Raw genomic sequence first — 23,921 nt, forward strand, 5'->3', positions numbered from 1 at the left:
TTCGGCTCAGCTCGACTTTTACCCTCCCGGAGCCGCTACCTGCGCCGATAGCGTCAGACCCCGCATGTGTCGCCGAATCCACCGCCGACACCCTGGTGGGAGGAGTCGGCGTGACCGAAGTGGCGGAGGCGACGGAGGAGCGGGCGGTCGGGTCCACGCCCGCGCCGTCGGCCGGATCGCGTCCGCGGCGCGGGCGGGGGCGGCGGGCGTTGGCCGCGGTGGTCGCGGTCGGCCTCGTGCTGACGGGGTGGACCGTGGTGACGGCGGCGGGGCTGGTTGATCCGCTGTATCTGCCGTCGCCGCGGGCGGTGTGGGACGCGTTCGTGCGGGCCAATACCCGGCATCGGATCGCCGAGGGGGTGGATCGGGTCGTCATCGGGGAGCAGGGGTATTTCCTCTGGGAGCATCTGCTGGCGAGTCTGCAGCGGATCGCGGTCGGGGTCGGGGCGGCGATTCTGGTCGGTCCGCTGGTGGGGTTCGTGATGGGGATGGTCGCGCCGGTGCGCTGGGTGGCCGAACCGGTGCTGAACTTCCTGCGCGCGCTGCCGCCGCTGGGCTACATCGGTCTGCTGATCGTGTGGTTCGGCATCGGTGACACCTCCAAGATCTGGCTGCTGTTCCTGGCCGCGTTCCCGCCGATCGTCATCGCCACCCTCGACGGCGTGCTCGGCGTCAAGCGGGACTACCTGAACGCCGCGCGCTCACTCGGCGCCGGCCGCGCCCAGGTGGTCGCGCTCGTCGTGCTGCCAGCGACGCTGCCAACGGTCATCAGCGGCATCCGCATCGCGACCGCGTTCGCCTGGACCACGGTCGTCGCCGCCGAACTCAACAACGGTATCCCCGGCATCGGCGGCCTCGCGTATATCGCGGGCACGCAACTGAATACGCCCCTCACCATCGCCTGCATCATCGTGATCGGCGTGGCGGCCATGCTGCTCGACGCGGCGATCGTCTTCATCGGCACCAAGGCCGTCCCATGGAAAGGCAAAGTATGAAATCCGCACTGCGCGGGGTCGTCGCGACCTCGGTCGCGCTGTCCGCTGTCGTCGCCGTCACCGCGGGCTGCGTGGAATCCGGTCGTGAGGACACGGGTTCGGCCGCGGCGAGCTGCCCGTTCGCCGCCGATACCGGTGTCACCAGCACCGTTCGCCTCGGGTTCCAGGCGATCCCCAATGCCGATCTGCTGGTGAAGGACCGGAATCTGCTGCAGGCGTGCCTGCCGAACGCGAAGATCACCTGGAGCCAGTTCGCCTCCGGCGCCGACGTGGTGCAGGCCTTCGGCGCGGGCAGCCTCGATATCGGCACGCTCGGCTCCAGCCCGGCGACGAAGGCGCTGTCGGCGCCGCTGAACCTGCCGGTGCAGGTGGTGTGGATCCACGATGTCATCGGCACGTCGGAATCGCTGGTGGTGAAGGACAAGTCGATCACGGCACTGGCCGGGCTGCGCGGCAAGAAGGTGGCGACGCCGTTCGGCAGCACCTCGCACTACAGCCTGCTCGCCGCGCTCGACAAGGCCGGACTCACCGGCCAGGTGGAGCTGATCAACCTGCAGCCCGACGCGATTCCCGGTGCGTGGCAGGGCAATCAGATCGACGCCGCCTGGGTGTGGGACCCGACCCTGTCCAAGCTGACGGCGGCGGGCGGCACCGTGCTCACCAGCAGCGCCGAGACCGCCGCCGCGGGCGCGCCGACCTACGACGTGGCGCTCGCGAGCCGCAAGTTCCTGGCCGACAACGCCGCCTTCGCCAAGACCTGGGCGAAGGTGCAGGACTACGCGGTGGGCCTGCTGCGGACCCAGCCCGCCGAGGCCGCCGTCTCCCTCGGCGCGCAGCTGGGTATCGCGCCCGACCAGGTCGTCCCCCAGCTGGCGGGCTATCAGTACCTGCCCGCCGCCGAGCAGGCCGGACCGCGCTACCTGGGCGGCGGCTTCGGCGACGATCTCACCGGCACCGCGCGATTCCTGCTGAGCCAGGGCGGCATCGCCGCGGTCGGCAGCGAGCAGCAGTACCGCGACGGCATCTCGGCGACGGCCGCGGCGGGCGCGTCCTCGTGACCGCCGAGCGGGTGACGCTGACCGGGGTGAGCAAGCGCTACCCCGGTCCCGAGGGTGACGTCGAGGTGCTCGCGCCCACCGACCTCACCATCGAGCCCGGCGAATTCGTCTGTGTCGTCGGCCCGTCCGGCTGCGGCAAATCGACGCTGCTGAACATCCTGGCGGGCTTCCTCCCGCCCAGCGGGGGCGAGGTCAGGGTCGGCGGCCGGGTGGTCGACGGCCCCGACCCCGATCGCGGGGTGGTGTTCCAGCAGGCCACGCTGTACCCCTGGCTGTCGGTGCGCGGCAATGTCGAGTTCGGCCCGAAAGTCCGTGGTGTGGACAGGAAGACGCGCCGCGCGCAGGCCGATCGACTGCTCGAGCTGGTCGGCCTGGACCAGCTCGCCGAGCGCAAGCCCTACGAGCTGTCCGGCGGTCAGCAGCAGCGCGCCCAGATCGCCCGGGTGCTGGTGAACGATCCGGGCATCGTGCTGATGGACGAGCCGTTCGGCGCCCTCGACGCCCTCACCAGGGAACGTCTGCAACGCGAGCTGCGCACCCTCTGGCGCGACCGCCGCAAGACCGTCCTGTTCGTCACCCACGGCATCGAGGAGGCGGTGCTGCTCGGCACCCGCGTCCTGGTGATGGGCGCGGGCCCCGGCCGCGTGGTCCACGACGTGACGCTCACCTTCAAGGACGACGTCGGCCCCGACTTCGCCGATATCCGCGCGCACCCGGAATTCGGCGCCCTCCGTGACGAACTCGCCCGCCACATCTACGCGGCGCACGCCTGAGCCTCACTCGGCCGCGGCCACCGCGGTCCTGGTGCGGCGGCGGGTGATGAGGAACCCGAAGACGGCGGCGGTCGGGAACATCAGGATGCCGTAGATCGCGGCGGGCACCGCCATCTCGGTGCTGTCCAGGACGCTGAGCGCGATGGTGATGGCGATCGTGCTGTTGTGCACACCGACCTCCATCGAGCAGGCGATGGACTGACGGCCCGTCGCACCGAGCAGTCGCGGCACGAAGAACCCGATGGTCAGGCTGATCACGCAGAACAGCACGGCGATCGCGCCGATCTTCGGGAAGTGGGTGGAGAAGTCCTCGGATTCGGCGGTCAGCGAACCGACGATCACCAGCAGCAGGATGACGGCCGAGCCGATCCGCACCGGGCGGTCCATCCGCTCGGCGAACGCCGGCGCCCAGCGGCGCACCAGCATGCCGATGCCCACCGGGACGAGCACGATGGCGAACACCTGGACCACCTTGCCGAATTGCAGGCCGACCGAGTCGCCGCTGCCCGCCGGGTCGAAGTAGTCGATCGCGAAGTTGGTCACCAGCGGGACGGTGGCGACGGCGATGACGGAGTTGACCGCGGTCAGCGACACGTTGAGCGCGACGTCACCGCGGAACAGATGACTGAACAGGTTCGCCGTCGTCCCGCCCGGCGACGCGGCCAGCAGCATCATGCCGACCGCCAGGATCGGCTCCAGATCGAAGAGCAGCACCAGGCCGAACGCGATGACCGGCAGCGCGATCAGCTGACAGGCCAGGGCGATGGCGACCACCCGCGGGCTCTTCGCGATCCGGGTGAAGTCGGCGGTGGTGAGCGACAGGCCGAGGCCGAACATGACCACGGCCAGGGCCAGCGGCAATCCGACGGATATCAGCGGTGAGTTCATAGCCATCCTCATCGAGCACCGAGTTTGAGACTCGCTAGTCTCAAACCGAGAGGGTAGTCAGCTGTGACTCACATCGCAGCGAAATCGGGCAAATCGCCTACCCCTAGGCGACCACCTGGGCAGCCGCGGAGTCACTGCGCTCACACAGCTCGTGGACGAAGCGCATCTTCTCCAGGACATGATCGGGCAGCACGAACGGATAGAGGTCGTCGTGTCCCATCGACCGGTTGACCATGTTCAGCGACCAGGCCAGCGGCAGCCACAGTTCGATGATCTTGTCGAAACCGGCGCGCCCGACCTGCGGACGATCGAGGGTGGCGCCGGCCGGGGCGAAGCCGAAGGCGGCGGCGGTGTCGAGGGTGTCGCGGATGTGCAGGTAGTGCGCGAAGGTCTCGGCCCAGTCCTCCGCGGCGTGCATGGTCGCGTAGGAGGACACGTAGTCGCTCTCCCAGCCGGGCGGGGCACCGTGCGAGTAGTGCCGGTTCAGCGCGTCCTGGTAGTCGGCGTACGGGTCGCCGAACAGGTCCCGGAATCGGTGCAGCGCTTCGTCGTCGGCGACCAGCACGGTGAAGTAGTAGTGCCCGATCTCGTGCCGGAAATGGCCGAGCAGGGTGCGGTACGGCTCGGCCATCTCGATCCGCAGCTGTTCGCGGTGCGGGTCGTTCGCCTCGGCCAGATCCAGGGTGACGACCCCGTCGATGTGCCCGGTCAGCACGCCGTCGGTGCGGCTGGAGAGCAGATCGAAGGCCAGGCCGTGGGTGGGATCGGCGTCGCGGCCGACGATCGGCAGACCCAGCTCGACCAGTTCGAAGATCAGGCGGCGCTTGGCCGCCTCGGCCTCGGCGAACGCCGCCAAGCCGTCGGCGTCGGCGTCGTTGGGCCTGGTCCGGGTGAGCGCGCACGAGGCGCACAGCATCGGCCCCGCGCTGCGGTCGGTCGTGGAGACCAGCCAGTTGCACTGCGCCACATGCAGGTTGTCGCACAGCCGGAACCGGTCGCCGTCGACGACGCCGCCCGCGTGATCGATCGCCGCGTCACCGGGCGGATCGCCGATCACCACCAGCGCGCGCTCCCGCAGGCTGAAGCCGAGCGGGCTCGAGCACGACAGGCAGACCGAGTTCTCGAAGGCCAGCTGCTGCCCACAGTTCGGGCAGACGAAATCACGCAAGGGATTACACCTCCACCGGGGCAACATCGACCGAGACCGTGATCGTGGACTGTTTGGCGTCGGTGTAGATGATGCCACGCAGTGGCGGAACATCCTGGTAGTCACGCCCCCACGCCACGGTCACGTAGCGCTCGTCGGCGAACTGGTCGTTGGTGGGGTCGAAGGCGATCCAGCGGCCGGTGCGGTCGGTCTCGTCGGTCCCGGGCAGCCAGACGGCCGCCCAGGCGTGGGTGGCGTCCACCCCGACCATGCGTTCCTTGCCCGGCGGCGGATCGGTCGCGAGGTAGCCCGAGACGTAGCGGGCGGCCAGGCCACGCGACCGCAGGCAGGCCGCGCCGATCCGGGCGAAGTCCTGGCAGACCCCCTCGCGCGCGACGAAGACGTCGGCGACGCTGGTACTCACCGTGGTCGAGCCGGAGCGGTACCGGAAATCCTGGTGGATCCGGGTGTTCAGCTCGGTCACAGCCTCGAGCAGCGGCCTGCCCGGCGGAAAGCTCTGCGCGGCGTACTCGGCGACCTCCGGGGTGATCTCGGGCGGCAGCAGGTCGAGGGTGAACTCGACCGCGAGCGGCCCGGTGGCCGTGCTCGGCCGGGCCGCCTCCCACGGCACGTCGGCGCCCGGCGTCGTCGACGGGTGCTCGCCGTCGACGTCGACGAGCGATTCGCCGGTGACCTCGAGCGTCCGATGTTCCGATGTCACATGGAAATACGTGGTCGTGTTCCCGTAGACATCGGTGCCGACCGAACGGTCCGACGGCACCGGGTCGATGTGGATCTCGTGCTCGAGCTGCCGCTGACCGGCGAATTCGCGCGGGGTCAGATAGGCCCGGCCGTAGGAACTGGTGACCTCGTCGGAATAGCTGTAGGTGGTCCGGTGCACCACCCGGTAGCGCCTGCTCATCCGACCATCCTGGTATTGCCCCACAGCGGCTGGATACCCACCGGCACAGCGAGTTTGGTGGTCTCGAACGACTCCGACAGCTTGCGCAGCCGCAAGTGCACCCCCTCCAGCAGTTCCACCAGCTCGGTCCGCACACCCTCGGCGTCGGTCTGTTCGAGGTCGGCCGGGTCGACGCGGCGCAGCATGCGCTGGGCGTCGGCGAGCAGCCGCTGCGAACGCGAGGCGCCCGCGCCGCCGGGCAGCGCCTGGAAGTCGGCCTCCAGCCGATCGAGCTGGTACACCAGCGAGCGCGGGTTGCCCGCGTCGAACAGCAGCAATCCGGCCAGCGCGGCGACATGCGCCGAACCACGGTGGCGGCGGCGGTAACTCACCGCCGACTCGGTGGTGACGAGCACCGAGTCGGTGACCACCCGCTCCACCTCCGGCGACCTCGCCTGCGCCAGTGCGGCATTGAGCAGCGAGGTCAGCGCGAGTCCGCGTTCGATCCGCTTGCCGATGTCCATGACGTACCAGCCGGTGTCGCGCACCATCGACTCCGCGCCGATCCCCGACAGCGACAGCAGCGCGGCCAGCGCGAGCGCGTGCACCGAGGAGAGCGCGGTCTCCTTTTCGGTACTGGCGGCCCGGAATTCGGCCAGCGCGCGATCGACGGCGCCGATGACCATCCAGGTGTCGGCGGAGAGCTGGTCACGCACGGCGCGGGCGGCCGATCCGTAGTGGTCGACCGCATAGGACAGCGACCCCGGCAGGTTCCGGTCGCCGGTGAGCGCGGACAGGTACGCGAAGCCGTCGGCGGACGCGCCCGCGACGGTCCGTCGTCCCGCGCCACCGCCGCCCGCGGCGTCCATCGGCCGGGTCGTGAACTGCCCCTGCTTCTGTCGCGTGCGCGGCACGGCGGGTTCGTTGTCTCCCGACTGCTCCGCCGTCCGCTCGGCGGCTGTACCGGTGGTGCGCAAGGCGCGGGCGAGCGCGCTGGTGCCCGCGCGCTCCCACGGGGCTTCCGGGTCGCCGGATTCCGGTTCCGTTGCCTCCGCATCGCCCGGGTCCGGAGCGCCGGTGTCGTCCGCGGCCGGGCGCCGCTTCCCGGTTTCCGGCGGCGGAGCAGCGCCGTCAGCGGCCGGGGCCCGAGAGGCGGTCCCCGGCTCGGCGGATCGGTCGGTTTCCTGGGCCGTGGCGGCACCGTCGGCCGAGCCGGTCGGCGCGGCGGCGGATGCCGCCCGCACCGCGGAATCCGGCGCGGTGGATCCGTCAGCGCCCGCGTCCGCCGGGGGTGACACCCGGACGAGCGCACCGACCGGCGCGGTTCCATTGGGCAGCACGGATTCCGGCGCGTTGGTGCCGGTGGTCACCGACAGCGCGCGCATCAGGATCGGCAGCGCCTCGGCGCCGTCCAGCCAGGGCCGGTAGCGGTAGTCCTGGTAGACGTCGTGGGTCGCGGCGAGCAGGCGGACGACCGATTCGGCGCGCTCGCTGTAGCGGCCCATCCAGAACAGGTCGTTGAGCACACGGGGCGAGCTGACCGCCTCGACCACCGGCACGGCGCGACGCAGCCGCTCCTCGTGCGGTGTCTCGGCGCCGACGGCGGGCGCGGTCGCGGGTGCGGCGCGCACCCAGACGTCCTTGGCCGCCACCTTGATCACGCTGCGGGTCGGCTCCAGCCGCATCCGCTGCTGGCCGAGCCCACCCGACATCGCGGTGTAGCCGCCACGGCGGGCCAGCGAGAACAACCGCATCCCGACCGGCGCCGGCTTCAATCCCGCCTCGCCTTCGACGGCGGGCGCGACCGAGAACTCCGCGGGTTCCTGACCGACCCACTTCCACCGCTCGGCCTCGATCCGGGCGGCGAGCTCGGCGCGCTCGGCGGCGGCCAGGCTGGGCCCGAAGATGGTCGACCCGTCGACCGCCGACCGGATCACCAGGTCACCGACGTGCGCGACGAGATGCGCACGCTCGGTGTCGTCGCCGCCCCAGTAGGCGGGCGTGCCGTCGAGCAGCAGGTCGGTGCCGAGGACGGAGCGGGCGATCCGGGGCAGGAACGCGCTCAGCGCGGGCGATTCCAGCAGCCCGGAGCCGAGCGTGTTGACCACCGTCACCGCGCCCCTGCGCAACACCTCGACCAACCCGACCACGCCGAGGCGCGAATCGGGCCGCAGGTCCAGCGGATCGGAGAACTCCGCGTCGACGCGGCGCAGCACCACGTCGACCCGTTCCAGGCTGCCCAGCGAGCGCATCCACAGCGCGCCGTCGCGCACCACCAGGTCGGCGCTCTCGACCAGCGGGAAACCCAGCGTCTGCGCGAGATAGGCCTGGTCGAACGCGGTCTCGGAGTGCGAACCGGGGCTCAGCACCACGACCACCGGCTCCTCGCCGTCGGCCAGTTCGGGCGCGGCTTCCTCGAGCATCAACCGCATGGCCCGCGCGAACGGGGTGAGCGGGCGCGGGCCCGCGTGCTCGAACGCCTCGGGGATGGCCGAGGCGACCACGCGCCGATCGGCCAGCGCGTACCCGGCGCCCGAGGGTGCCTGCGCCCAGTCGGCCAGCACCCGGAACTGCCCGTCGCTCCAGCGGCTGATGTCGCAGGCGTGCAGGAACAGCTGATGCGTGCCGGGGATCGTGATGCCGTGCGCCGCCCGCACATACCCGGTGTTGCCGAAGACGATCTCCGGCGGCAGCAGCCCCGAACTCAGCAGCCTGCGTGGGCCGTACACATCGGTGAGCACCTCGTCGAGCACCAGCGAGCGCTGCACCAGACCGTTCTCCAGCCGGGTCCAGTCGTCGGCCGAGACCAGCAGCGGGATGGGATCGAGCCGCCACGGCATCGGCGTCGCCGTGTCGTCACCGAGGCCGACCTCGGTGTAGGTGACGCCGTCGTCCTCGATCTGCCTGCGCACCCGGAGATCGATCCGGCCGAGCCCGCCCGTGCCCTGGTCGACGAAGTCGGACGAGAGTTCCGACCACATCGACCGCACCCGCCCGCGACCGTCCACCAGTTCGTCGTAATAGGCATGGGTGGGCCGACCGCACTCGTCGAAGCGCGATCCCGCCTTGCTCTCGGCCCGGTACCGCGCGAACTGCTCGGCGACCTGCGCGCGTGCGCCCGGTGCCGTCCGGTTCCCGTCCCGTAGCGCCTCGTCGCGCTGTGTCACCGAGCCGACCTCGCTTCCTGTTGTTGCCTACCGGCCGCCGGTCGCGCCCCACACGGTTCGCGCGCGACGTAGATCCAGGATGCCCGGTGCACCGACATCGGTCGACTGCGCCGCGATCTTCGCACGGAGTTCGGCCGGGTCCATCGGATTCACGGTGTGTCCCGCCGCTTCGAAGCGGCGGTTGCGCCGGGACTGGGCCGCCACCGCGTTCACGGGGGCGTCGTCGAAGGCGCGACCGCCGGGGTGCACGACGTGATAGGTGCAGCCACCGTGCGAGAGCCCGGTCGCCGCGTCGACCAGGTCGAACACCAGCGGCGCGTCCACGGTGATGGACGGGTGCAGCGAGTTCGGCGGCTGCCAGGCGCGATAGCGCACGCCGGCGACCTGCACGTCGGCCTTGTCGGTGGTCAGCAGCGGCACCGGCATGCCGTTGCAGGTCACCACGTACCGGCCGCGATCGGCGCCGACCACCCGCACCTGCAACCGTTCCACCGAGGAATCGACGTAGCGGGCCGTGCCCTGCCCGGTGGTCTGCTCGCCGAGGGTCAGCCACGGTTCGATCGCGCCGCGCAGTTCCAGTTCGACATCGCCGATCACCGCGGTCCCGATCCGCGGGAAACGGAACTCGGTGAACGGGTCGAGCCAGCTGGTGTCGAAGTCGATGCCGTGCGCGCGCAGATCGGCCGCGACCTCGGCGATGTCGCTCATCAGGAAGTGCGGCAGCAGGTAGCGGCCGTGCAGGTTGGCGCCGTGGCGCAGCAGCGGCGCGCGGTACGGCTGGTCCCAGAACATCGCGACCAGGCCGCGCACCAGCAGCGACTGCACCATCGCCATCTGGAAATGCGGCGGCATCTCGAAACCGCGCAGTTCCAGCAGACCGAGCCTGCCGCGCGCCGAATCGGGACTGTAGAGCTTGTCGATGCAGAACTCGGCGCGGTGGGTGTTGCCGGTGAGATCGGTCAGCAGGTGCCGCAGGGCGCGGTCGATATGCCAAGGGGCGGATTGGATCTCGGCCGGGGTGGCGTCGCCGAGCGCCTGTTCGGCGGTGAGCCGGGCGATCTCGGCGAAGGCGATCTCGAGTTCGTAGAGCGAGTCCTCGCGGCCCTCGTCGGCGCGCGGTGCCTGCGAGGTCGGCCCGACGAAACGGCCCGCGAACAGGTACGACAGCGCCGGATGCCGCTGCCAGTAGGTCAGCATCGACACCAGCAGGTCGGGCCTGCGCAGCAGCGGCGAGCGCGCGGGTGTCACCCCGCCCAGGGTGATGTGGTTGCCGCCGCCGGTGCCGCCGTGGGTGCCGTCCACGTCGAACGACTCGGTGCTCAGCCGGGCCAGCCTGGCCTGCTCGTAGAGGGTGTTCAGCACCTCGGCCTGTTCGGCGAAGGAACTGGTCGGCATGATGTTCACCTCGATCACGCCCGGATCGGGGGTGATCGAGAACGTTTGCAACAGTGGATCGTTCGGCGGGGCGTAGCCCTCCAGCACCACCGGCTGCCCGATCGCGACGGCGGCGGATTCCACCCGGGCGATCAGATCCAGGAAGTCGGCCAATTCGCCGACCGGCGGCAGGAACACGTGCAACCGGCCCGCGCGCACCTCGGCGACCAGCGCGGTCGTCGGCGTGAAATGCGCGGGCTCCACCTGCGCGGGCGGTTCGACCCGCTCCGGATCAAGCGGCCGCTGGTACAGCGGGTCGGCCTCGGGCAGCACCGGCGGCGACAGCCACGACACCGAACCGATCGGCAGCCGCAGGCCCGCGGGCGAATCACCCTCGGCGAGCACGATGCGCCCCGGCCCGTCCTCGTCGCGACCCCGCCGCAGCTGCCAGTCGGCACTCGCCCAGCCCGCGCCATCGGCCCGGCGATGAATCGGCAGCACGAAGGCCGCAGGCTCGTTCACCGCCTGATCCAGGCTCTCCACCAGCCGCTGCCGCACCTCGGGCGAGTCCTCCTCGGGGTCGATATCGGCGGGCGGCGGATCACCGTACGGCGCGGACACCGTCGCCGCCAGCCGGGCCAGCGGGTCCTCGAAGGCGGGCCGCACCTGCGCGGCGGGCAGTCCGAGCGTGTCCGCGATCCGGGCCACCAGATGCCGCGCCGCATCGATATCGGCCGCGGGCTGCCGATCCACCAGCACTCCCGCCGCATTCAACGGCTGCGTATCAGCGGCCCTGACCCCCGCCTTCTTCCGCGCCCGCTTCCCCTTCTTCTTCTCTTTCGGCTTCTTGTCGGTCTGCTTCTTCCCCTTGGCCGGCTTCCCGACCTCGACTGCCACCTCGACCAGCTCAACAGCCTCCGCCGAGATCCCGGACTCGGTCACGTCAGCGACCTCGGCCACGTCAGCACCGATCAACTCGGCGGGCGCGGTCGAGTCGGCGAGAGCGGGTCGCTCCTCCAGCCCGGCAAGCCCCACGGCCTCGGCCTCCGAACCGGACGCGGCCCCGCCTCCGGCCTCGGCCACATCAGCAGACTCGAGCAGGTCGGCAGGCGCGGCCAGCTCGGCAGAGGTGGCCAAGCCAGCAGACTCCGCCACCTCTGCGAGGTCGATTGTCTCGGCAGACACAGCGGAGTCGATGGACGCGACCGGGCCGCCAGCTTCGACCGCCTCAGCAGACTCGGCCTGCTCGGCGGGCTCCGCCAGCTCGGCGGCCTCGGCAGACACAGCCGAGTCGACGGACGCGACCAAGTCTGCAGACTCGGCCGTCTCGACGGGTTCCGCCGGGTTCGCTGACTCGACCGGCACGATGGCCACGTCGGTGAGCGCGGGTTGGGCCGACAGCACGCGCTGGGCGACCGGGGTCCACGGGTCGGCGAGGAGGTCTTGGCGGCGCCAGATCGGTTCGCCGTCGGCGCGCCAGGCGATGGCGATCTCCCAGCGCGGCAACGGTTCTCCGGGGTACCACTTGCCCTGGCGGTATTGGACGATGCCGGTGGGGGCGTAGAGCGCGCGCAGGCGGTCGGCCAGGTCGACGGCGCGCTCGCGTTTGTGCGGGCCGTCGGCGTCGGTGGTCCACTGGGCGCTCATCTGGTCGTCGATGGAGACGAAGGTGGGTTCGCCGCCCATGGTCAGGCCGACGTCGGCGGCCGCCATCCGCTTGTCGATGGCGGCGCCGGAGGCGGTGATCCGCTCCCACTGGGAATCGGTGTAGGGCAGGGTGACTCGCGGGTCCTCGTGCACCCGGCGCACCACATTGCTGAATTCGAGGGTGGCCTCGGTGATCCCGGTCGCGCCGGTGATCGGGGCGGCGGCGCCGGGATGCGGGGTCGCGGCGAGCGGGATGTGGCCTTCGCCGGCGAACAGTCCGGAGGTGGGATCCATGCCGATCCAGCCGGCGCCCGGCAGGTACACCTCGGTCCAGGCGTGCAGATCGGTGAAGTCGGCGCTCGGCCCCGACGGCCCGTCCAGCGACGGCGTATCCGAGGTCAGCTGCACCAGGTACCCGGAGACGAACCGCGCGGCCAGCCCGAGTTCGCGCAGGATGCCGACGAGCAGCCAGGCCGAGTCCCGGCAGGACCCGAGCCGGGTGCGCAGCGTGTGATCGGGCGACTGCACGCCGGGCTCCATCCGCACCGTGTAGTCGACGGTGTTGCGCAGCGCGTAGTTCAGTTCGACCAGGTAGTCGATCGAGCGGATCCGCCCCTGCGCCCGGTGCACCCGCACCCAGTCCTTCAGCAGCTCCCCCGGCCCCGAGCCGGGCTCCGCCTCGTCGACCGGGCGCAGGTACGGCTCCAGGTCCGCGGCCAGCGCCGCGGGATAGTCGAACGGGAAGTACTCGGCGTAGTCCTCGACGAAGAAGTCGAACGGGTTGACCACCTCGAGATCGGCGATCAACCCCACGGTGATCGACAACTCCTTGGTCGGCTCCGGAAACACCAGCCGCGCAACGAAATTGCCGAACGCGTCCTGTTGCCAGTTCACGTAGTGCGCGGCCGGCGACACCTGCAGCGAGTACGCCTCGATCGGTGTCCGCGAATGCGGCGCCGGCCGCAACCGCACCTCGTGCGGATGCACCTCGACGAGACGGTCGAAGGAGTACGCGGTCCGGTGCTCGAGTGACACCTTGATGCCCATGCACTCAGTTGACCACAGACCACCCGCGCGGCGGGGCGTGACGAAACCGGAGTTTCCCGACGGGCATCAGGTCGAAACCCGCAGGCAACACAGCCGCACCAAAGGCTGCCGAACCAGCACGAACCGACCGACCCGTAGGCTGACCGGGTGAGCTACGACCACATCCTCTTGCCGTCCGGCGTCGCCACCTCCGTCGACGAGGTGGACGCGTACCTGGCTGCCCAGGAAGGTCAGCCGGAGTCCGCGGAGATCGTCGAGATCGCGACCGAACTGAACGCCCGCAACGCCGAACTACCGGTGGACGACTCGTTCCTGAACGTCGAGTCGGTCGGCGGCGCGAACGGGACGACGCTCTATGTTCCCTCGCCCTACGACGCGATCGGCTTCGTCCGCAACCTGCTCTTCGACCTGGCCACCCCGCGCGGCTACGCCGTCTACGACCCGCAGCTGACCTGGCTGATCGACCCGGCCGGGCACGTGCCGATCGCCGTCACGCACGGCGGCGCAGGCGAATTCCCGTATCTCACCGAGGAACTGGCGCGGCGCTGGGTCGCCGGACTGGCCGACCCGAACCCGTACCTGATCGTCGAGCGCGGCGAGCAGCGCTACATCCAGACCTACCGCGACCCGAGCGGCCCCTACACCCTGGAATACCGCGACGGGTCCCCGGACAAGCACTTCGGCGCCACGATCGACGATCCGGCGCAGGTCGCCGACATCATCTGGGCCTGGACCACCGAGGACCCCGCCGCGGGCAAGGGCGTGGACTGGACCCGCGTCGAGTTCTAGAGCGCCCGCCGACCCGACAGCGCGCGGCCCAGCGTCAGCTCGTCGGCGAACTCCAGGTCGCCGCCCATCGGCAGGCCCGAGGCCAGCCGGGTGACGGTGAGCCCGGGGAAATCGCGCAGCATGCGCACCAGGTAGGTGGCCGTCGCCTCGCCCTCGGTGTTCGGGTCGGTCGCGATGATCACCTCGCTCACGTCGACGCCGTCGTCCTGATTGCCGATGCGGGTCAGCAGTTCCCTGATCCGCAGCTGATCGGGGCCGACGCCGCTGAGCGGATCGAGCGCACCGCCGAGCACGTGGTAGCGACCACGGAACTCGCGGGTGCGCTCGATCGCCTGCACGTCCTTGGGTTCCTCGACCACGCAGATCATCGTGCGGTCGCGGCGCGGGTCGGCACAGATCCGGCACAGCTCACCGTCGGCGACGGTGCCGCACGACACACAGAACTGCACGCCGTCGCGCACCTTCTGCAACGCGGCCTGCAACCGGTCGATCTCCGGCGGCTCCACCTGCAGCAGGTGGAAGGCGATGCGCTGGGCGCTCTTCGGACCGACGCCGGGCAGCTTGCCCAGCTCGTCGATCAGATCCTGGACCGGACCCTCATACATCAGAAGTCGGGCAGACCGGGCAGCGAACCGCCACCGAGTCCCTGCGAGAGCGGGCCGAGGCGCTCGGCGGCCAGCTTCTGCGCGTTGGCCATGGCGTCGTTGATCGCGCCGATCACCAGGTCCTGCAGGCCGTCGACATCGGACGGATCGACGACCTTCGGGTCGATCGTGAGCGCGGTGACCTCACCGCTGACCTTGATGGTCGCCGCGACCAGACCGCCACCGGCCTGACCCTGCACTTCGGACTCGGCGAGCTCGGCCTGCGCCTGCATCACGGCCTGCTGCATCTGCTGGGCTTGGGCGAGCAGGGCCTGCATATCGAACTGACCACCATCGGGTTGCACAGCACGTCCTCTCAGAAGTTTCGTCCGCGTCAAGCGTAGTCCTCACGCGCCGCCGGGATACTCCCACACCCGCCCCGGCGATGGCGCATACCGACCGGGCCGTTACCCGTGACCTGCTCGGTAACAGGTTGATTGCTGCCTGTCCGCGATGAGACCCGCCCGGGGACTCGTGCCTAGGATCGAACCTGGGTCGGGACAGGGTTCAGCAATCCGAGGGAGAACTGATGAGTGTCATTCGCGCGTCCTTGATCACCGCCACGCTCTCCGCCGTTGGCCTGCTCGTTCTGCCCACGGCGACCGCGTCGGCCGACCCTGGCGCGGAGATCACCGACTACGGTCGCGGCTGTGTCGTCGACCCCGGCAATTCCGCGGTGACCCTGGATTCGCTGCGTTTTCGCTGCAGCGTCACCCAGCAGGATCAGATCTACCGCGACGCGCGCGAGGGCGCGGTGCCGACCGGCGTCACCAACGGCTGGCTGACCCGCCCGCCGCAATTCGAACCGATGGCGGCGTCGCTGTGGATCGGCAAGGTGTTCCGCACCGGACCCGACGGCGGCAGCCTGACCAATCGCGTCACCAGCGCGGGCATCGAGGCCTTCCCGGCCGACGTCTACCGGGCGGCGTCCATCCTCGACGGCGGCCCGACCTGGGCCCTGAACTACGCGCCGTCGCCGACACCGCAGGTCTACGACGAGATCCGCGAGATCAGTCCGGGCGTCTGGTTCGGCTACTCGTGGTGGCGGGAGGGCGACTGGCCGCTGATGGCGGCCTTCGTGCTCGCCCCCGCGTGAGTCGCTGTTGACCCTCCCCCGGCTGGAGGGTGTTGGCTGATCTCATGACAGCCACCGTGGCGATCGGCGAGTTCGCCCGCCTCACCCATCTGAGCGTCAAGACGCTGCGCTACTACCACGAGATCGAGCTGCTGGCCCCGGTCGCGGTGGACGCGGGCACCGGCTATCGCCGGTACTCCACCGACCAGGTCGAGACCGCGCACCTGATCCGCAGGCTGCGCAATCTCGACATGCCGCTGCCCGATATCCGCACCGTGCTCGCCGCGGCCGAACCCGCCGACCGCGACGCCACCCTGCGTGCCCATCTGACCAGGATGGAAGCCGAATTACAGCGGACCCGCGACGTGGTCGCCTCGCTGCGCGCGCTGCTCACCGTGCCCGCGCCGCCGCTGCGGGTGGACTACCGGGTCGAGCCCGCGTTCACCGCGCTCACCCGCACCGAATCGGTCGACCGCGACGCGATCGCGCCGTGGTGCGGCACCGCGTTCGAGCAGCTCTACGTGAGCCTGCTCGCCGCGGGCGTGACGCCGGGCGGGGTCGCGGGCGCGACCTATTCGACCGAGTTCTTCACCGAGGCGGCCGGGGCGGTCACCGCGTATGTGCCGCTGCCGCCCGGCACGGAGCTGGTCGCACCCGACGGGCTCGCGATCACCGAGTTCCCGGCCCGCCGCTTCGCCATCGCCGTGCACACAGGCGCGTTCGAGGACTTCGACCGCACCTACGGCGCGCTCGGCAGCCACGTCGCCGAGCACGACACCGTTCTTCCCGACGAACCGGTCCGCGAGCGCTATCTCGTCGGACCGGACATCACCGATAACCCGGCCGACTATCGCACCGAAGTGTGCTGGCCGATCACCGAAGGAGAAACCCGATGACTCTCGCCCTCGGCAACGTCACGTTCGACTGCGACGACGCGAGCGCGCTGGCGCAGTTCTACGCCCAGCTGCTCGACCGCCCCGTCGACCCGGAGGCCTCGGCCGCCTTCGCCACCGTCGGCCAGACCTCGGGCGCCTCGCCCGTGCTGATGTTCGTCCAGGTGCCGGACAAGACGCCGGGCAAGAACGTCGTGCACCTGGACTTCCACTCCGTCGAATGGCGTAACTACGTCGAGCGCGCGATCAGCCTGGGTGCCAAGCACGTCGGCGACTTCGACGAGTACGGCCAGCAGTGGGTCACCCTCGCCGATCCCGAAGGAAACCTCTTCGACATCGGCAAGGAGTGAACTAGGCCAGTTCGCGGGCCAGGTTGGCCAGCACCTCGGCCTGGATCTTCTTCAGGCCGAGGGGGGCGAAGATGCCCTCGAAGATGCCCGAGACGCCGCCGGCGCCGGTCCAGGTGGTGCGGAGTGTGACCTGGGCGCCCGCGCCGTCCGGGGTGACGGTCCAGGTGTTGACCATCGAGGAGTTGGCGTCGCGCTCGGTGAGGATCGAGTCCGACACGGTGACGCTCGCGCGCACGTTGCGCGAGCGCTTCTCGGTCGCCTGCAGCGTCCACTCCACCACGGTGCCCGCGCCCTTGCCGCCCTCGACGACCTTGTAGTCGCGGTAGTGCGAGGAGAGGATGCGCGGGCGGATCGTCTCGTAGTCGCCGATCGCTTCGAGCGTGCGCTGCGGATCCGCGGCGACGACGATCGAACTGCTGGCGCTGACCTGTCCCACTGTTGACTCCTTGTCGGGGGTGCGATATCTCGACCGGGTTACATCCTGCCCTGTGCCTCACCGGATCGCCCGACCAGGTTGGGCGAAAGGGAAACATGTGCGTGACATTTCATCGTGGCGGGGCGGTATTCGGTAGCCCGACGGACACGGTCGTACTAGCGTCGATGACGTGGCAGTGAGTCTTTTGGGTAGGGCCGGCCACGAACCGGCCGCACGCGAGTCTGGATATGCCGCGCACCGGGAGGGTGTGGAGCGACTGCTGGCAAGCTATCGCGCCATTCCACCCGGCGCCGTCGTCCGCTTGGCGAAGAAGACGTCGAACTTGTTCCGGGCCAGGGCGGCCACCACCGCGCCCGGCCTCGATGTGTCGGGCCTCGGGCGGGTGATCGCGGTGGACCCGGAAGCGAGAACCGCCGATGTCGCCGGCATGACCACCTACGAGGACCTGGTGGCGGCGACGCTGCCCTACGGTCTGGCGCCGCTGGTCGTCCCGCAGCTCAAGACCATCACCCTCGGCGGTGCCGTCACCGGTCTCGGCATCGAATCCACGTCGTTCCGCAACGGCCTGCCGCACGAATCCGTGCTGGAAATGGACGTGCTGACCGGTTCCGGCGAGATCGTCACGGTGAAACCCGAGGGCGAGACCGCCGATCTGTTCCGCGGCTTCCCCAACTCCTACGGCACGCTCGGCTACACGGTCCGGTTGAAGATCGAGCTCGAACCCGTCAAGCCGTATGTCGCGCTGCGCCACGTGCGCTTCCACGACCTGCGCGAACTCGAAGCCGAGCTCGAGCGCATCGTCACCGAGCGCAGCTACGACGGCGAGCAGGTCGACTACCTCGACGGCGTCGTTTTCACCGCGACCGAGAGCTACCTCACCCTCGGCAGGCAGACCGACGAGCCGGGCCCGGTCAGCGACTACACCGGCATGGATATCTACTACCGCTCGCTCCAGCACGCCGACGGCGTGAAACGCGACCGGCTGACCATCCACGACTACCTGTGGCGCTGGGACACCGACTGGTTCTGGTGCTCCCGCGCCTTCGGCACGCAGAACCCGAAGATCCGCCGGTTCTGGCCGAAGGCGTACCGCCGCAGCAGTTTCTACTGGAAGCTGGTCGCCCTCGACCGCAAGTACCACATCGGTGACCGCCTGGAGGCCCGCAAGGGCAATCCACCGCAGGAACGGGTCGTCCAGGACATCGAGGTGCCGGTGCACCGCACCGCCGATTTCGTCGAATGGTTCCTGAAGGAAATACCGATCGAGCCGATCTGGTTGTGCCCGTTGCGGTTGCGTGAGACCGCCGGCGACCCGGCGGGCGACCGGCCGTGGCCGCTGTACCCGCTCGAACCACGGCGCACCTACGTCAACGTCGGGTTCTGGTCCGCCGTCCCGACCGTGCCGGGACAACCGGAAGGAGCGGCCAACCGCGCGATCGAGCAGACGGTGTCCGAATTCGACGGGCACAAGTCGCTGTACTCGGACGCCTATTACGCCGAGGACGAGTTCGCCGAGCTGTACGGCGGCGCGACCTATACCGAACTGAAGAACCGTTACGACCCGGACCAACGACTGCTGAATCTGTATTCGAAGGCGGTGCAACGCAAGTGACGACATTCAAGGACCGATCCGAGGTATTCGCCGAGCTGGGAAACCGGCTCACGATCGCCGAGGTGTTCGAGACGCTCATCGACGGGGACATCCCGATCCGGCTGACCGCCTACGACGGCAGCGCCACCGGGCCGGAGGACTCGCGGTTCACCCTCGACATCAAGACGCCGCGCGGCATCAACTACCTGGCCTCGGCCCCCGGTGACCTCGGCATGGCCCGCGCCTACATCGCGGGCGACATGGTTGCCGACGGCGTGCACCCCGGCGACCCCTACGAGATCCTGAAGGCCATGCAGGCGATGAAGTTCCATCGCCCGTCGGCGTTGTCGCTGGTCACCATCGCCCGTTCGCTCGGCTGGGAGCGGCTCAAGCCGATCGCGCCGCCGCCGCAGGAGACCCTGCCCCGCTGGCGCCGGATCGCGCTGGAGGGCCTACGCCACTCCAAGACCCGCGACGCCGAGGCGATCCACCACCACTACGACGTCTCGAACACGTTCTACGAGTATGTCCTCGGCCCCTCCATGACCTACACCTGCGCGGTCTACGGCGAGCCCGACTGGACCCTGGAGCAGGCCCAGGAGAACAAGTACCGGCTGATCTTCGAGAAGCTGCGGCTGAAGGAAGGCGACCGGCTGCTCGACATCGGCTGCGGCTGGGGCGGCATGGTCCGCTACGCGGCCCGGCGCGGGGTGAAGGTCATCGGCGCCACGCTCTCGGCCGAGCAGGCCGCCTGGGCGCAGCAGAAGATCGAGGAGGAGGGTCTCGGCGAGTTCGCCGAGGTCAGGCACAGCGATTACCGGGACATCCCGGAGGGCGAGTTCGACGCGGTCTCCTCGATCGGCCTCACCGAGCACATCGGCGTGCACAACTATCCGTTCTACTTCGGCTACATCAAGGACAAGCTGCGCGACGGCGGCCTGTTCCTCAATCACTGCATCACCCGGCCGGACAACACCCGCACCACCAAGGCGGGCGATTTCATCGACCGCTACGTGTTCCCCGACGGCGAGCTGATCGGCTCGGGCCGGATCATCTCCGAGGTCCAGAACATCGGCCTCGAGGTACTGCACGAGGAGAACCTGCGCGAGCACTACGCGCTCACCCTGCACGAATGGTGCAAGAACCTGGTCGAGAACTGGGATGCCTGCGTCGCCGAGGTCGGCGAGGGCACCGCGAAGGTGTGGGGCCTGTACATGGCGGGGTGCCGGCTGGGCTTCCAGCGCAATGTGGTGCAGCTGCACCACGTGCTCGGGGTGAAGCTGGACAAGAACGGCAGCTGGGACGTCCCGCTGCGCCCGTGGTGGCAGCCCTGATCCGAGCCTGAGCTCGGGTGCGTGCGCGCACCCGAGCCCTCGGCTCAGACCAGGAGTTCGTCGAGGAAGTGACCGGGCACCTCGGCCAGCAGTGGATGCGGTTGTCCCTCATGGGATTGCGTGCGCAGGACGTGCAGCAGTCCGACCACCCCCGGCCCCGCGTCGAGCAGCGGCCTGGTCCAGCCGAGGTCGGCGCAGGTGCGCAGCACCGGCAGGACCAGTCCGGTCGCCTCGCCGACCCAGCCCGCCGAGGCCAGGCACTCGGCGAGCAGCAGCGTGGCGTCCAGTTCCGCGCGGGGACGGGACTGATCGAGCAGTCGCGCGTAGAGCACCCGCGCGTGCCGGGCGGCCCGGTCGTCGGCCCGCAGGCGCTGTTCGGCCAGCAGCGTCCTGATCTCGGCGAATTCGCGCGCCTCCGCGATGAGTACCGCCGCACCGGACTTGGACCGCTTGCCGTTGCCCGACGGGTCGGCGGCGAACTGGTCGACGCCATCGCCTGCGGGCAGCCCGAGGCGTGAACGCTCCGCGCGCACCTGCGCGTCGAGCCGGGCCAGCCCGTTCGCCGACGCCACCCGCGCGCCCTCGGCCAACCGCGCCGACGCCGTGTACTGGTCACCGAGCGCGGCCTTCACCCGCGCGCCGATCACGAAGGTCGCGACCAGGAAGTCGACCGGTCCGACCCGGGTGACCAGCTCGTGGCTCTCGTCGAGCAGCCGGTCGGCCAGGTCCAGATCACCGCGACGATAGGCGACCTCGCCCAGCAGCGCGGCGGCCACCCGCGCGGCGTCCGAGCGCGGCCCGGCCCGGTCCCGCGCCGTGTCGTAGGCCAGTTCGAAACACTCGGTGGCGGTGGCGATGTCGAGCTGCTCGTAGGCGGCGGCACCGCGCGCGCACAGGCCGAAGACCGGGCCGAGCGGGTCCTTGGACCGCACGTGATACTCGACCGCCCAGTCCTGCATCTCGGTCGCGCCGACGAAGTCGAACTCGCACAGCCGGACGAACGACACCAGGTTGGCCGCGGTCGAGACCGTCCACGCGGGCAGCTCGTCGGGCGACTCCAGGCAGGCGGCCAGCTTGTCGGCCACCCCGTCGAGGTCGTCGTGCGCGACCCGGTCGGCGGCCTCGAGCACCGTCGCCGCGCAGCGCTGTTCGGCCAGCTCCGGTTCGCCGCCGCCACCGCGCGCCAGCAGGTTCGACAACCGGCCGAGCGCGGTGCGCGCGGTGCTGGTCTCCTGCAGGTTCATGTTCGCCCGCGCGACCGCCATCAGCAGCTTGGAGCGGGAAGTCACCTGCTGCACCGGCAGTTTCGAGACGCTGCCGAGCAGCGTCGCCAGCCGGGACCGGTCGATCAGGTCCATGCCGCCGCTCTCCAGCAGGTCGGCGGCGAGTTTGAGATCGGTGGCGGCCAGCGCGTGGTCGACCGACTTGCGCAGCAGCTGATGCTCGGCGTACCAGCGAGCCGCCTTGCGGTGCAGCACTTTCGCGCGACCGGGGTGTTCGCGTTCGAGCCGCGCCCGCAGGTACTCGGCGAACAGCGGCTGCATCCGGTACCACTCCGGGTCGTGCTCGATCCGGTGCAGGAACAGCTCACGCTGTTCGGCCTGTTCGAGCATGGCCGCGCCGTCGGGGACGTCGGCGAGCACGGTGGCCAGCGAGCCGTTGACCCGCTCCACCACCGAGATGGCCATCAGGAACTCCAGCAGCTCCGGCGCGATGCTGTCGAGAACGTTCTCGGCCAGGTACTCGCGCATGCCGTGCCCGCCCTCGGCCAGCGAGCTGAGCAGCTGGACCGGGTCGGCCTTGCCGCGCAGGGTCAGGCTCACCAGCTGGATGGCGGCGGGCCAGCCCTCGGTGGCGGTGTGGATCTGCTCGATCTGCTCGTCGGTGAGCGCGAAACCGTTGCGCTCCACCAGGATCTGGCGGGTCTCGGCCTCGGTGAGGCGCAGCTCGGCCGGGCCCAGCTCGACCAGCTCGTCGCGCACCCGCAGCCTGCTGATCGGCAGCCCGGACTGGTCGCGGCTGGTCACCACGAAACGCACATGGTGGCAACCGTTGTCGAGCAACGCCGCCATCGCACGGTGCACGCCGGGGTCGCGGACGCGGTGCCAGTCGTCGACGACGACCACCACGCTGCGATCGCTGGCGTGGATCTCGTCGATCAGGGTGGCGATCACGAAGGCGGACGCGTCGGCGGGACGTTCCTCGAGCACCTGCTCCAGGCCGGCGCCGACATCGGGGCGCACCCGGCGGATGGCCTCGATCAGGTGGGCCAGGAACCAGATCTCGCTGTCGTCGTCCTGGTCGACGCCGAGCCAGGCCACCGGGATGTCCCTGGCGACCAGGTCGGCCCGCCACTGCGCGGCCACCGTGCTCTTGCCGAACCCGGCGGGCGCGTGCACCAGCGCCAGCCGGCGATTGCCACCCGCGCGCAGCACGTCGAGCAGCCGCTGGCGCGGGAACGGCTCGCGGGCCGGGGTCGGCGGCCGGAACTTGGTGGCCGCGGTGGGCGGGAAGGTGCCGGTGGATCCGCCACTGCCGCTGCGCAGTGGCACCGAGGCGCCCGCGGGTTGCAGGGTGAGCGGCCAGCTGCGCCGGGCGGTGACGGCCTTGAGCGCCTCCGGGGTCCCCGCGTCGATCTCGGCGGGCTCGGTGTCGAGCAGGGCCATCTCGTCGGGCATCTGGCCGTGCGCGCGCTGCACCTCGCGCAGCATCTCGCCGAACTCGTAGGCCGAGGCGGGCCGGTCGGCCGGATCCGGGGACATCGCCGCCTCGATCACCGCGGCCACGTCGTCGGGGATGTCCTGGGCGCGCAGGTCGGGCACCGGCTGGGTGGTGATCCGCAGGAACTGGGCGACCACCTTCTCGCCCGCCTGCCGTTCGAAGGCGGCGTGCCCGGTCAGCAGGGCGAACAGGGTCGCGCCCAGGCCATAGATATCGGACTGAACAGTTGGTTCTTGCCCCTTGAGCACCTCGGGCGCGGTGAACGCGGGCGAGCCGGTGATCAGGCTGCTCGAGGTCTGGAAGCCACCGGGGATGCGGGCGATCCCGAAGTCGGTGAGCTGCGGTTCGCCGTACCCGCTGATCAGCACGTTCGCCGGTTTCACGTCCCGGTGCAGAATCCCGGCCCGGTGCGCCGATTCGATCGCCGCGGCCAGCTTCACCCCGGCGCGCAAGGTGTCGGCCCAGGTCAGCGGGCCGCGATCGTGGATGAGGCGTTCGAGGGAACCCCGCGAGCAGTACGGCATCACGATCAGCGGCAGCCCGGTCGCGGTCACGTCGACCTGCAGGATGTCGACGATGTTCGGGTGGCCGGAGAGCCTGCCCATCGCCTGTTCCTCGCGCAGGAACCGCTCGCGGCTCTCCTCGTCGATCTCCGAGGACAGCACCTTCACCGCGACCACCCGGTCCAGCGCGGGTTGCAGACACCGGTAGACCACGCCGAACCCGCCGCGCCCGATCTCCTTGGCCCCGGTCAGGCCCATGGCGTCGAGCTCGGCGATCACGGCCTCGTCGACCTCGCCGGGAGCCTGCTGGCGCTGCGTGTTCGCTATGCGCGTCTGCTGCGGATCCATGTGACCACCTCACACATCGAATCGGCGTCACCGGCGTATCGGTCGGCGTGCGACCTATCGGGCGCGCGCCCGAATATCCGCACATATCCAAGCTAGCGCGATATGGCATCCATCGGGTGGAGATTCGATGCTGTGGCGGCCACGGTTGGCCGACACCGGAGTTCGGCGCCGCGCCATCGTCGACGAGCGCCGGCCGGTGACCAGGGCGGTCCCGGCGCCTCGGGCGGTGCGCGGCTCCGG

18 protein-coding genes and 1 pseudogene are annotated in these 23,921 nt (G+C 70.2%); 9 read left to right on the plus strand and 10 right to left on the minus strand.

All coding sequences use genetic code 11. From position 1 onward, the window contains the following. Positions 1-110 precede the first annotated feature (110 nt). The 3 genes from ACFYWJ_RS04095 to ACFYWJ_RS04105 are packed head-to-tail and all read left to right on the plus strand — an operon-like array spanning position 111 to position 2,826. Complete coding sequence (locus ACFYWJ_RS04095) at positions 111-995, plus strand: ABC transporter permease (protein ID WP_387160796.1); 885 nt, start codon at positions 111-113, stop codon at positions 993-995. Beyond that, entirely contained in the window at positions 992-2,053 is a 1,062-nt protein-coding gene (locus ACFYWJ_RS04100) for a glycine betaine ABC transporter substrate-binding protein (protein ID WP_355280981.1), read from the plus strand. The genes ACFYWJ_RS04095 and ACFYWJ_RS04100 overlap by 4 nt, the downstream gene beginning before the upstream one ends. Continuing rightward, positions 2,050-2,826 (plus strand): ABC transporter ATP-binding protein, encoded by a 777-nt coding sequence (locus ACFYWJ_RS04105; RefSeq protein WP_355280983.1) that lies wholly within the window; start codon positions 2,050-2,052, stop codon positions 2,824-2,826. The genes ACFYWJ_RS04100 and ACFYWJ_RS04105 overlap by 4 nt, the downstream gene beginning before the upstream one ends. 3 nt (positions 2,827-2,829) lie before the next feature. Here ACFYWJ_RS04105 and ACFYWJ_RS04110 read toward each other — a convergent pair whose 3' ends face one another. From ACFYWJ_RS04110 to ACFYWJ_RS04135, 6 genes and pseudogenes are all read right to left on the minus strand, one after another. Further along, on the minus strand, positions 2,830-3,714 hold the full coding sequence (locus tag ACFYWJ_RS04110; protein ID WP_355280984.1) for a bile acid:sodium symporter family protein: 885 nt from the start codon (positions 3,712-3,714) through the stop codon (positions 2,830-2,832). A gap of 103 nt (positions 3,715-3,817) precedes the next feature. Next, the gene (locus ACFYWJ_RS04115; protein ID WP_355280985.1) at positions 3,818-4,882 is read right to left on the minus strand and encodes a putative zinc-binding metallopeptidase; all 1,065 of its coding nucleotides are present in this window, start codon (positions 4,880-4,882) and stop codon (positions 3,818-3,820) included. Between the two features lie 4 nt (positions 4,883-4,886). Further along, positions 4,887-5,783: a transglutaminase family protein gene (locus ACFYWJ_RS04120; protein ID WP_355280986.1), complete on the minus strand. Its 897-nt coding sequence runs from the start codon at positions 5,781-5,783 to the stop codon at positions 4,887-4,889. Then, complete coding sequence (locus tag ACFYWJ_RS04125; RefSeq protein WP_387160799.1) at positions 5,780-8,929, minus strand: circularly permuted type 2 ATP-grasp protein; 3,150 nt, start codon at positions 8,927-8,929, stop codon at positions 5,780-5,782. The genes ACFYWJ_RS04120 and ACFYWJ_RS04125 overlap by 4 nt, the downstream gene beginning before the upstream one ends. Before the next feature lie 27 nt (positions 8,930-8,956). Next, entirely contained in the window at positions 8,957-12,601 is a 3,645-nt protein-coding gene (locus tag ACFYWJ_RS04130; protein ID WP_387161402.1) for a transglutaminase family protein, read from the minus strand. 210 nt (positions 12,602-12,811) lie between these two features. Further along, a pseudogene (locus tag ACFYWJ_RS04135) lies at positions 12,812-12,997 on the minus strand (transglutaminase N-terminal domain-containing protein); the annotation flags it as partial. Positions 12,998-13,144: 147 nt separating this feature from the next. Here ACFYWJ_RS04135 and ACFYWJ_RS04140 point away from each other — a divergent pair. Next, on the plus strand, positions 13,145-13,786 hold the full coding sequence (locus ACFYWJ_RS04140) for a hypothetical protein (RefSeq protein WP_355280988.1): 642 nt from the start codon (positions 13,145-13,147) through the stop codon (positions 13,784-13,786). On the opposite strand, the gene recR is transcribed toward ACFYWJ_RS04140, so the two are convergent. Both recR and ACFYWJ_RS04150 read right to left on the minus strand, forming a co-directional pair. After that, the gene (recR, locus tag ACFYWJ_RS04145) at positions 13,783-14,391 is read right to left on the minus strand and encodes a recombination mediator RecR (protein WP_019044526.1); all 609 of its coding nucleotides are present in this window, start codon (positions 14,389-14,391) and stop codon (positions 13,783-13,785) included. The two genes, ACFYWJ_RS04140 and recR, sit on opposite strands and share 4 nt — an antisense overlap. Then, a complete protein-coding gene (locus tag ACFYWJ_RS04150; protein WP_378825692.1) occupies positions 14,391-14,708 on the minus strand; it encodes a YbaB/EbfC family nucleoid-associated protein in 318 nt (105 codons plus the stop codon). Before ACFYWJ_RS04150 ends, recR begins: the two co-directional genes overlap by 1 nt. A 251-nt stretch (positions 14,709-14,959) precedes the next feature. Between ACFYWJ_RS04150 and ACFYWJ_RS04155 the strand changes: the two genes are divergently transcribed. The 3 genes from ACFYWJ_RS04155 to ACFYWJ_RS04165 are packed head-to-tail and all read left to right on the plus strand — an operon-like array spanning position 14,960 to position 16,748. Further along, positions 14,960-15,526, plus strand: a complete 567-nt coding sequence (locus ACFYWJ_RS04155; RefSeq protein WP_355280990.1) for a hypothetical protein — start codon at positions 14,960-14,962, stop codon at positions 15,524-15,526. A gap of 44 nt (positions 15,527-15,570) precedes the next feature. Beyond that, positions 15,571-16,401, plus strand: coding sequence for a MerR family transcriptional regulator (locus ACFYWJ_RS04160; RefSeq protein ID WP_355280992.1), 831 nt, complete (start codon positions 15,571-15,573; stop codon positions 16,399-16,401). Continuing rightward, positions 16,398-16,748 (plus strand): VOC family protein, encoded by a 351-nt coding sequence (locus ACFYWJ_RS04165; protein ID WP_355280993.1) that lies wholly within the window; start codon positions 16,398-16,400, stop codon positions 16,746-16,748. The genes ACFYWJ_RS04160 and ACFYWJ_RS04165 overlap by 4 nt, the downstream gene beginning before the upstream one ends. 1 nt (position 16,749) lies before the next feature. On the opposite strand, the gene ACFYWJ_RS04170 is transcribed toward ACFYWJ_RS04165, so the two are convergent. Continuing rightward, on the minus strand, positions 16,750-17,184 hold the full coding sequence (locus tag ACFYWJ_RS04170; protein WP_355280994.1) for an SRPBCC family protein: 435 nt from the start codon (positions 17,182-17,184) through the stop codon (positions 16,750-16,752). Positions 17,185-17,359: 175 nt separating this feature from the next. On the opposite strand from ACFYWJ_RS04170, the gene ACFYWJ_RS04175 reads away from it, so the two are divergent. After that, entirely contained in the window at positions 17,360-18,796 is a 1,437-nt protein-coding gene (locus ACFYWJ_RS04175; RefSeq protein ID WP_355281025.1) for an FAD-binding oxidoreductase, read from the plus strand. Next, a complete protein-coding gene (locus tag ACFYWJ_RS04180; RefSeq protein WP_355280995.1) occupies positions 18,793-20,109 on the plus strand; it encodes a class I SAM-dependent methyltransferase in 1,317 nt (438 codons plus the stop codon). Before ACFYWJ_RS04175 ends, ACFYWJ_RS04180 begins: the two co-directional genes overlap by 4 nt. Positions 20,110-20,153: 44 nt before the next feature. Here ACFYWJ_RS04180 and ACFYWJ_RS04185 read toward each other — a convergent pair whose 3' ends face one another. After that, positions 20,154-23,681, minus strand: coding sequence for a protein kinase (locus ACFYWJ_RS04185; protein WP_355280997.1), 3,528 nt, complete (start codon positions 23,679-23,681; stop codon positions 20,154-20,156). Positions 23,682-23,921: the final 240 nt, after the last annotated feature.

The sequence above is a fragment of the Nocardia sp. NPDC003269 genome, from assembly GCF_042888005.1.
Classification (GTDB): domain Bacteria; phylum Actinomycetota; class Actinomycetes; order Mycobacteriales; family Mycobacteriaceae; genus Nocardia.